The sequence below is a fragment of the Agitococcus lubricus genome (assembly GCF_003051055.1).
GTDB lineage: Bacteria > Pseudomonadota > Gammaproteobacteria > Pseudomonadales > Moraxellaceae > Agitococcus > Agitococcus lubricus.
Map to the genome: position 1 here is coordinate 1 of NZ_QAON01000054.1, position 2691 is coordinate 2691.

Sequence of the window (2691 nt, forward strand, 5' to 3'; positions counted from 1 at the left end):
GAACAAGGCGAATGGCGGGAGACCGCCAAAGCAAAAGCTGGCTCTAGTGGCCTAAACCTCTACTTTTAACTTCGGTTAAAAAGGGGATGATTACCCCACCAATAGGTCACGCGAATTTATTAGTCAAAAGCTGGGTATTGCACACGTTTCGCATGAAGTACGACTGGTTTTAAACAGGCCTTTCTATGCAAGTGATGACCGCTTTGATATTGAGAATAACGATGAATCTGATCGCTATTGGAAGCCAGAAGGGTTAACAAAGACATTCTTAGACCGTTTAACAAAATGTATTAGTCCTAGTTTAGCTAATCAAACACGCTCTGAGGGGTATTTTGCTTTAGATGATCGTTACATTCTTTATTTTGATATAAACAAAATCCAGCATGAATTTCATGAATTTAGTGCTCAACAACTTTTTAGGCAATTTGATAATCTAAAAACAATTGAACTTTTAACTGAGATTTCAATATCTTTACAGCTTGACGGAGGTAAAGAGGCTGATATTTCATATTTCAGTGATGGGCAGTTTCAATCAGTTTATATCTATGCAATAACTGAATTATATAAAGATAAGCACTGTATAACTTTGTTAGATGAGCCTGATTCATTTTTGCACCCAGAGTGGCAGTTTGATTTTTTAAAGCAGGTTTCAGAGCTTTCTGAAGAAGCCGCTAAAAATAATCACGTACTAATGAGTAGCCATAGTGCTGCTACTTTGTGTGGTTTTGAAAAAGAAAAAATCAGCCAATTCAAGATTGATAACTCAACAGTTTGTTGCGTTAAACAGTCGAAAAAGGAAGCAATACATGAGCTTTCAGGAAGTTATATTCAGTATTCAGAGGACGAAAGTAAACTACTAATAGATAATGTGATTCGTTCTTCGAATAGACCGATATTGTTTGTAGAAGGGCCAACTGATGTGCATATTTTAAATGTGGCTCATAAAAAGCTATATCCAAATGAAGATATCACAATTCTCATTCATGATGCTTTTAATAGAGGATTTATTAGAACACTCTTCTCTCGATCAGAAATTTTTAATGCGTACCCTAATAAGAGTTTTTTTGCATTGTTTGATTTTGACGATGCGTATCAAGATTGGCGAAGTTTAATTGGCCAAAACCTTGAAAGCGACATTAGTCGTGGATTATGTAAAAAGCTTACAGGGAAAAAAGGATATTCTTTTTTATTACCGATACCAAATAATACTCTGAGGTCTCAAGTTTGGGATGAAAATAATCCTATTGAGAAGGTGATGCCTAATCCCCACTTCTGCATTGAACATGTATTCTGGCATGCTGAAGGTTTAGAGTCTTGGTTTCGTAAAGATGTTTCTTCTGGTTGTATTACGTTTAAAGGAGATAAACACAAAGTGAGGTTTGCAAAGGAAATCGTACCGAATCTGGCTTCTGAATGTTTTGAGCCTTTTCGTCCTATGTTTGAACTCATTAAAGCCACAATTACTACAGCATAAAAAGGAATTTTCCCCATGAAACTCATTGAAGAATTAAAAACCACAAAAATTGTGTAATGGTCAAGTAAAACAGGACACTATTTCAGGCAGCTTGTCTTAAGAAATCCTGTTCAAATGCTAATGGCGATTTATAACCTAGCATTGAATGAATCCGCTTACCATTATAAAAAGCCAAATAATCAATCACACTCAGTTTCGCCTCTGCAACTGTTCGGAAACGCTCATAGTGCAGTTGTTCATATTTTAAACTGCGAAAAAATCGTTCAGTTGGCGCGTTGTCCCAACAGTTACCTTTACGACTCATACTTTGCTCCATGCCCATTATCGCCAAATGCTCACGGTATTCTTTACTCGCATACTGGCTGCCACGGTCAGAGTGATGAATCAATCCTTTAGCAGGCTTTCGTCGCCAAAACGCCATTTGTAAGGCACTGACACACAATGACGTTTTCATATGATTATCCATTGCCCAACCTACCACGTGCCGCGAAAACAAGTCGATAACTACCGCAACATACAGCCAACCCTGTAATGTCCACACATAGGTGATGTCTGTTGTCCATACCTGATTAGGTTGGCTAACACTAAATTGCCTATCCAAAGTATTGGGTGAGACAGACTCACTATGGTGACTGTCGGTGGTTACTTTAAACCGTTTAGGGTATCTGACGACTAAGCTCAAATCTTGCATCAGACGGCGTACTTTATGACGGCCTACCTGAATCCCCTGTGTTTTCAATATGTTCGTCAGTCGGCGACTCCCATAAACACAGCGATTATCATTAAATAGTTGCCTTAGCTTGTTGGCAACCATCATCTCTTCTTGCTCCCTTTGCTGGCGTTTAGGCGTTGATTCGTTCCACGCATAATAGGCACTTTGACTCACGTTCATCATGCGGCATAACATTGTCACAGGATAGGTCTTCTTTTGCTCTCGAATAAAAGCGTATTTTATTCGACTTCTTTCGCAAAGAAGACGGCCGCCTTTTTTAAAATTTCACGCTCCATCCTTAACTGTTCGTTTTCTCTTCTTAAGCGGCGCAATTCATCGTGTTCTGCTAGGCTTAACACGGATTTCTTACCGAGGGGTTCACTTATATTCTCAGGCCGTTCTGCTTTTACGGGGTAGTTACCACGTCGGTGTAAAAAGTGCCATCTAGATCAGTCTGTCAGCATACTTTTTAAGTATAGAAACAAAAACAGTAAGTTATACTTTT

1 protein-coding gene and 1 pseudogene are annotated in these 2691 nt (G+C 38.7%); one reads left to right on the forward strand and one right to left on the reverse strand.

The window, feature by feature from the left end:
- Nucleotides 1-367: 367 nt before the first annotated feature.
- On the forward strand, nt 368-1474 hold the full coding sequence (locus C8N29_RS16540; protein ID WP_476726625.1) for an ATP-dependent nuclease: 1107 nt from the start codon (nt 368-370) through the stop codon (nt 1472-1474).
- Between the two features lie 82 nt (nt 1475-1556).
- On the opposite strand, the pseudogene C8N29_RS16545 reads toward C8N29_RS16540, so the two are convergent.
- Nucleotides 1557-2456, reverse strand: a pseudogene (locus tag C8N29_RS16545) (IS3 family transposase); the annotation flags it as partial.
- Nucleotides 2457-2691: the final 235 nt, after the last annotated feature.